This window comes from Streptomyces sp. NPDC002935, assembly GCF_040611295.1.
Taxonomy (GTDB): domain Bacteria; phylum Actinomycetota; class Actinomycetes; order Streptomycetales; family Streptomycetaceae; genus Streptomyces.
The window spans coordinates 46,162-53,070 of the sequence record NZ_JBEXNW010000054.1; the positions used below are offsets into that span (position 1 = coordinate 46,162).

6 protein-coding genes are annotated in these 6,909 nt (G+C 73.3%); 3 read left to right on the forward strand and 3 right to left on the reverse strand.

Annotated elements, in window-relative coordinates:
* Positions 1 to 64: 64 nt before the first annotated feature.
* From ABZX90_RS41105 to ABZX90_RS41115, 3 genes are all read right to left on the reverse strand, one after another.
* The gene (locus ABZX90_RS41105; protein WP_355213404.1) at positions 65 to 1,468 is read right to left on the reverse strand and encodes a hypothetical protein; all 1,404 of its coding nucleotides are present in this window, start codon (positions 1,466 to 1,468) and stop codon (positions 65 to 67) included.
* Positions 1,469 to 2,019: 551 nt separating this feature from the next.
* Positions 2,020 to 3,147: an alpha/beta fold hydrolase gene (locus ABZX90_RS41110; RefSeq protein ID WP_355213405.1), complete on the reverse strand. Its 1,128-nt coding sequence runs from the start codon at positions 3,145 to 3,147 to the stop codon at positions 2,020 to 2,022.
* A gap of 239 nt (positions 3,148 to 3,386) precedes the next feature.
* Positions 3,387 to 4,139 (reverse strand): class II aldolase/adducin family protein, encoded by a 753-nt coding sequence (locus ABZX90_RS41115; RefSeq protein WP_355213406.1) that lies wholly within the window; start codon positions 4,137 to 4,139, stop codon positions 3,387 to 3,389.
* A gap of 197 nt (positions 4,140 to 4,336) precedes the next feature.
* On the opposite strand from ABZX90_RS41115, the gene ABZX90_RS41120 reads away from it, so the two are divergent.
* The 3 genes from ABZX90_RS41120 (at position 4,337) to ABZX90_RS41130 (ending at position 6,741) form a co-directional block, all read left to right on the forward strand.
* Positions 4,337 to 5,083: a lysozyme gene (locus tag ABZX90_RS41120; protein WP_355213407.1), complete on the forward strand. Its 747-nt coding sequence runs from the start codon at positions 4,337 to 4,339 to the stop codon at positions 5,081 to 5,083.
* Between the two features lie 177 nt (positions 5,084 to 5,260).
* Positions 5,261 to 6,502 carry an inorganic phosphate transporter gene (locus ABZX90_RS41125; RefSeq protein WP_351128040.1) on the forward strand — a complete coding sequence of 414 codons (1,242 nt, stop codon included), beginning with the start codon at positions 5,261 to 5,263 and terminating at the stop codon, positions 6,500 to 6,502.
* A 20-nt stretch (positions 6,503 to 6,522) separates the two neighbouring features.
* Positions 6,523 to 6,741: a hypothetical protein gene (locus ABZX90_RS41130; protein ID WP_355213408.1), complete on the forward strand. Its 219-nt coding sequence runs from the start codon at positions 6,523 to 6,525 to the stop codon at positions 6,739 to 6,741.
* Positions 6,742 to 6,909: the final 168 nt, after the last annotated feature.

A 6,909-nucleotide genomic window follows, 5' to 3' on the forward strand; every position in this document is an offset into this window, starting at 1 on the left:
TCGGCACCGGCACCCCACCGGCTCACCCGGTCAGGGTCCCGGCCGGCCCTCGCCGGCTACCCGGTCAGCTCCCCCCGGTGTGCACCTGGAAGGCGGCCCGGCGTACGGCCTTGGCGAGGGCCGGGTCCGGGTGGGCGGCGGCGAGCGCGACCAGCACCTGCACCGTGCGCGGGTGCCCGACCGCGCGCACCTCGTCGAGGAGCGCGGGGACGGTGGGCTGCACCGCGGACTCCAGATGGCGGACGAGGAGCGGGGCCTCACCGTGGTCGGCGACGGCGGCCGCCGTGTCGACCCACAGCCAGGTGGATTCGGTGCGGGTGAGGACCTCGTGGGCGTCCTCGGGGTCGTAGCCGTCGTGCTCGGCGAGCCACAACAGGGCGTAGGGGCGCAGCGGGGTCTCCTCGACCACGGCGCGCACATCGGGCTCGGCGGGGGCGCCGACCACGCGCAGCGCCTCGAAGGCGAGGCCGCGGGTGAGGGCGTCCTCACCGCGGGCGGCGTCGATGAGTTCGGTGACGGCGCTGCCGACGGGGCGGGCGGCGAGCCAGGCGCGGTACTCGGCGCGGGCGGCGTTGGGGCGGAGCTGGGCGCAGCCGCGGAGCATGTCCTCGGCAGACTGCTCGATGTTCCCGGCGGGGCTCTGCGCGGCGACGCAGATCTGCTCCAGCTTGACCCAGACCGCCCAGTTGCCGAGCGGCGTGAGGGTGGCCTGTCCTTCGCCGTAGGTCAGCGCGCCGACCGAGGCGAGGGCGTGCAGGGCCCATTCGAGGAGGGGGGCGAGGGGGGCGTCCGGGACCTCGGCGGGCTCCGGGTCGGGCTCCGGCGCGGGGCCGTAGGGGATTTCGCAGCGCTCGGTGCGCAGTTCCGTGACGCGCTGCCCGAGAAGGTCGAGGAGCTGTTCCACCGGGACGGGCCCGGCGGAGAGCTGGAGGAAGGAGAGCACCTGGGGCATCGCGGAGACGACCTCGGCGACCCCCGCGGGCTCGCGGTCGACGGGCTCGGGGTACGCGAGGGACCAGGCGTCGAAGAGGGCGACCCAGCCGCGCAGGACGGCGCTGTCGTCGCGGCTCCAGGCGCGCAGTCGCCAGCCCGGGCGGGCGCTGTCGCCGTGCACCTCGATGAGGCCGGCCAGCCGCGCGGTGTCCCAGTCGGCGCGGACCTGAACCGGGCTCAGTCCGAGGTCCGCTGCGGCCCGTTCGGCGGTGGCGTCGGAGAGGGCGCCCTTGCCGCCGGGGTTCGCGCCGTCGCGCCCCGGGCGCAGGGCGGCATCGGCCCAGCGCGCGACCCGGGCCGCGTCGGACAGGCCGGTGCGTGCCATACGGGCGAGTTCCGCGGGCGGCGGTGTGCCCTCCGGCGGTCGCGGTGCGGGGCGGCGCGTGCGGCGTTGGGTCACCGCTCGGGGAGCGGCCGCGAGGGACCGCGGGCTGACGAGTCGGAGCCTGGAGTCGCGCGGGTTACGGGACGTCACGGGTGCAGTCTTCCGGTTGACAGTCCGAAAACCCAAACGGAATGCCGTCGCGGGTCACGGGGGCGCCACGAGCGGTGCCTTCTCGGGGTGCTCGAACCACGGGAAGGAGTGCCGCGCGGAGTTGTTCAGAACCGAACCGGAAGCGCCCCTTCGCGTCGGCCGGGACGCCTCTCGCAGAGCCCCGGCCCATCCGCCGCCACGCGCGCGCCGGGGGTACGGGGCGGCTTCACTCCGGGGGCGTGCGCCGGGCAGGGGCGCCGCCGAAGCGGCTGCGCGGCCGGGTGGGTTGGCCGGGCGGGCGGCGATACGGGGGTACCTCACCGGGGGTTCGTCAGCGGGCGGGCACAGGGTGCGGGCACGGAGTGCGTCACCTGGCGAGGGCCCGGTTCGGGGTTGCGTGCCGGTCTGCCCGGACGGAGTGCGGTGGCCCCCTCCGCGAGGTGCGGTGGCCGCCTCGGCGGGGTGAGGGCGCCATCTCGGCGCGTCAGGAGCCGTCTCGCCGGGGTGAGGTGGCTCACATCGGGGGGGGCGGCCCGCGTCGGCGGGGTGGCTTACATCAGCGGGGTGAGGAAGCGGCGCAGGGCTTCTTCGTAGCTCGCCGGGTCGGCGTTCCACATGGCGCCGTGCGGGGCGTTCGGGACGGTGTGCAGGGTGACCAGGTCGGGGCGGCTCGCGGCGAGGCGGCGGGAGGGGCCCCAGGGGGCGATGCTGTCGTCCGGGCCGTGCACCAGCAGGGTCGGCACTTTGAGCTGGTCGGGATGTGCGGCGTGCGCGATGCGGTCTCCGCGTACCCCGGTGCGGCCCTGGGCGGCGCGCACCGCGAGCGGCAGCAGGATGCTCGGTGTGTGGCGGGCGCCGGCGAGGGCGCGCAGCGTGGTCTCCCAGTCGAGGACGGGCGAGTCCAGGACGAGCCCGGAGATCCGCTCGCGCAGCGCGGAGTGGGCGGCGGCGCGCAGCGCCATGGTGGCGCCGGTGGACCAGCCGTACAGGACGACCCGCTCGGCGCCGTACCGGACGGCGTAGCGGATGGCCGCGTCGAGGTCGCGCCACTCGGTCTCGCCGAGGTGGTTCAGGCCGTCCGGGGGGCGGGGTGCCCCGAGGTCACCCCGGTAGGCGAGGTCGAGTACCGGAATGTGCCGGCCGTTCAGGAACTCCATCACGTTCATGGGGTGTTCCCGGGTGGTGCCCAGCCCGTGCACGGTGATGACCCAGGTGTCGCGGACGGCGGGCACGAACCAGGCGGGCAGGGCACCGAGTTCGCCGGGCACGTCGATGTCGGCGTGTTCGAGTCCGAGGGCGGACCCGGGGTCTCCGACGTACAGGTTCGGGGTGAGCCACACCTTGTCGCCGGGTTCCAGGGAGCCGTGGGTGACGCGTTCCAGTCGGCGTACGACGGTGTCGGCGGTGTGGGGGACGGAGTTCATCAGGGGGCCGACGACCGCGTGGGAGCCGTCGCCCGCGAGGCCGTAGGTCCCCGGGCGCCGGGAGGCCAGGGCCCGGGTGAGGGTGATGCCGCCCGCCGTCGTGGCGTGGACGGTGAGCCGGGGCTCGCTGGGCAGGGGCTTGCCGGGCCGCGTCTTCAGCGCGGCGTCGCTGGCGAACCGGCCCGCCGCCACGGAGGCCACGCCTGCGGCTATGGCTACGGTGACGGCCGCTGCCGTGGCTCTTAGGGTGCGCACGCGACCAGTTTCCCGGGGTATCCCGCCATCGGCCAGCGGGAGGGCCTCCAGGGGTGACGGCCGGCGCTCACCACGCCGCGCGTCCGCGGGCCGATCCGGCGACCGGAGCACGGCGGACAACGGCGGACGGCGGACGGCGGACGGGCGACGGACGGCAGGCGGCAGGCGGCAGGCGGCAGGCGGCAGGCGGGCCTTACCCCTTCCTCCTCGCCCCTCCCCCTCGTCCCTTCCCTCTCGCCCTAGTTCTGGCCTTGCCGCTTCTGGCCGTACCCCCGCAGCCGCTCGCCCGCTTCCCCGAGCTGGTCCGGTGAGAGCAGGGCGGGCGTGAGGCCCGGGACCGAGGAGGACAGGAGCCAGACGCGGCACATCCACTCCAGCTGGGCCGTGCGGTCGTACGCCTGGTCCAGCGAGCCTCCGTAGGCGAGGGTGCCGTGGTTCTGGAGGAGGCAGGCGGAGCGGCCGGCCAGGGCCCGGAGCATGTTCTCGGCCAACTCCGGCGTGCCGTACGTCGCATAGGGGGCGACGCGGACCGGGCCGCCGAGGGCCGCGGCCATGTAGTGGATCAGCGGGAGCTCGGGGACGAGGACCGAGACGGCCGTCGCGTGTGCGGCGTGGGTGTGGACGACGGCCCGTGCACCGGTCGCGCGGTACACGGCGAGGTGCATCGGCAGTTCGCTGGTCGGACGAAGCGAGCCGAGGACCTGCCGGCCGTCGAGGCCGACGCCGACGATGTCGTCCTGGGTCAGCCGGTCGTAGGGCACGCCCGTGGGCGTGACCAGGACGGTGTCGCCGACGCGGACCGAGACGTTGCCCGACGTGCCGACGACCAGCCCGTCGGCCACCGTGCGGCGGGCCGTCGTGACGAGCTCGTCCCAGGCCCGCCGCACGGAGTCCCGCGTGTCCCCGTCGGCCGACTCGTCCCGCCCGTCGCGCTCGTCCGCCATCGCTGGGTTCTCCCGCCCGTCCCGTGCGTCCCGGTGCCGTTCAACCATGCCGTGATCCTGTCAGGCACCGGCGTCGACGCACCCCGGGCGGGCGCACACTAGGCCGGAGGCCGGGCCTCCGGAAGGGCGCAAATGCGCATGCATCCCCCTGCGGCGGTGAATGGCCGGGGATCGACGGACGGTGCCGGATCTTCCCGTAGCCTCTGGGGGATTTGTCGCACACGTCGCCATTTCCGGGGGGAAATGTGGCCCGTGATCACAAACCGTTCCGTCGTCGTGCCCGCGTCGCGGCGACCGCCGTCGCGGCGGCGCTCACCGTGGGGGGCACCGCCCTCACCACGCTCCCGGCCGAGGCCGCGGGCAACACCAAGGGGCACGACGTCTCCTCGCACCAGAAGAACGTGGACTGGCGCAGCGCGAGAACGAAGGGCGCGCGGTTCGTCTACGTGAAGGCGACCGAGTCCACCACCTACCGCAACCCCTACTTCGGCCGGCAGTACAACGGCGCGCGCGAGGCGGGCATCCTCCACGGCGCCTATCACTTCGCGGTGCCGGACAAGTCGTCCGGCGCCGCCCAGGCCGCTCACTTCGTACGCAACGGCGGAGCCTGGCGCGCGGACGGCTGGACGCTGCCGCCCGCGCTCGACATCGAGTACAACCCGTACGGCAAGCGCAAGTGCTACGGCCTGAGCAAGACCGCGATGGTGGACTGGATCAAGGCTTTCAGCGACGAGGTCCGCCGGGAGACCGGTCGGCGCCCCGTGATCTACACCACAACGCATTGGTGGAACACCTGCACCGGCTCCAGCAGGGCTTTTGGCGCGAATCACGCCCTGTGGCTGGCCCGTTACGGCTCGGCCGACACCGGCGCGCTGCCCGCCGGATGGTCCGTGTGGACCTTCTGGCAGTACGACAACGGCGGCGACCTGCCGGGTGACCAGAATCTCTTCAACGGATCCCCGGCTCGGCTCAAGCGGCTCGCCCTGGGGTAGCCATCCGTGCGGAGCCCCAGATTCCACCTCCGTTCGAAACGCAAGGTCGCCCCTTCGAGGCAAACGGAGGGGCGATTCGCCATTTGAGACACCAGGACGCCTGACCTAGTTCACCTTCCGTTCATCCAGGTTGCCTACGGTCCACCTGCCACTGACGTCCAACAGAAGCCTGGGTAAATGGAACACATCACGCTCCTCCTCGGAATCGTGATCGTCACCGCTCTCGTGTTCGATTTCACGAACGGTTTCCACGACACCGCCAACGCGATGGCCACCACCATCTCGACCGGCGCGCTCAAGCCCAAGGTCGCGGTGGCCATGTCCGCCGCGCTCAACCTTGTCGGCGCCTTCCTCTCGGTGGAGGTCGCCAACACGATCTCCAAAGGCCTCGTCGATGAATCCGGCATCCAGCCAGAAGTGATCTTCGCCGCGCTCGTCGGCGCGATCCTCTGGAACCTGGTGACGTGGCTCGTCGGACTCCCGTCCAGTTCCTCGCACGCCCTCATGGGCGGCCTGGTCGGCGCCACCATCGCCTCCGCCGGTACCGGCGCGGTGCACGGTGACGTCCTGGTCGGCAAGGTGCTTCTCCCGGCCGTCGCGGCCCCGATCGTCGCCGGTCTGGCCGCGATGTTCGCCACCCGGCTGTCGTACAAGCTCAGCGGCAACGCCGAGACCAAGGCCACCAAGAAGGGGTACCGCGCCGGCCAGATAGCCTCCGCGGGCCTGGTCTCGCTGGCCCACGGCACCAACGACGCGCAGAAGACGATGGGCATCATCACCCTGGCCCTGGTCGCCGGTGGCGCCGTCGCTCCCGACTCCGACCCGCCGGTCTGGGTCATCCTGTCCGCCGGTCTCGCCATCGCGCTCGGCACCTACCTGGGCGGCTGGCGCATCATCCGCACCATGGGCAAGGGCCTGACCGACCTTCAGCCGCAGCAGGGCTTCGCCGCCCAGACCAGCGCGGCCACGGTCATCCTGGCCTCCTCGCACATCGGCTTCTCCCTCTCCACCACGCACTCGGTCTCCGGTTCCGTGATGGGTGCGGGCCTCGGCCGCAAGGGCGGTGTGGTCCGCTGGTCCACCGCCACCCGGATGTTCGTGGCCTGGGCCCTCACGCTGCCCGCCGCCGCGCTGGTGGGCGCGCTCGCCGAATGGGTGACCGGTTTCGGTGCCTGGGGCACCACGCTCGTCGCCGTCTTCCTGGTCGGGTCCAGCTTCGCGATCTGGCGCCGCTCGCGCCGCGAGGTGATCGACCACACCAACGTGAACGACGCCGAAGAGCCCGCCGGTGTGGTGACCACGGCCATCGCCGCCGTCACCCCGCCCCCGGCCGGCACCGTGGCCGAAGAGCTCACGGCCACCATCCCGGCTCCCGCCGAGCCCACGGCGACCCCGTCGGCGCCGTCCCCCGTGGCCTGAGAACCGAAGGAAGAAACAGCATGCACATCGACTGGTCAGCCCTCGGGTCCGTCTTCGGGGTCAGCCTCGGAGTGACCGTGGCCCTCGTCGGCCTCTTCACCCTCGGCGTCGCCGGCCTCTCCAAGAAGGAGTCCGCGCAGGGCGGTTCCGCGGTCGCGGCGGCCACCGGCGCGTACGTCTGCTTCGCGGCCTGCGCCGCGGCGGTGGCGTACGGCATCTCTCTGATCATGAGCAAGTAGCAAGTAGCACGAACGAGCGGCCCGGAACAGGGTCGCGCAGAGCGGCACTTCGCGTGGGGTGGGGGGGGGGGGGCCGGGCCCCCCCCCCCCCCCCCCGGGGGCGGCGGCCCCCCCCCCACCCCCCGGAAAACCCCAGATAGTCCGACAAAAGCACGCGGGGGGGGTGGA

What these genes read in the sequence shown, in the direction of transcription:
- ABZX90_RS41115 (WP_355213406.1), bottom strand. Translation starts at nt 4,139, where the DNA reads ATGGTTGAACGGCACCGGGACGCACGGGACGGGCGGGAGAACCCAGCG.
- ABZX90_RS41125 (WP_351128040.1), top strand. Translation starts at nt 5,261, where the DNA reads ATGGAACACATCACGCTCCTCCTCGGAATCGTGATCGTCACCGCTCTC.
- ABZX90_RS41130 (WP_355213408.1), top strand. Translation starts at nt 6,523, where the DNA reads ATGCACATCGACTGGTCAGCCCTCGGGTCCGTCTTCGGGGTCAGCCTC.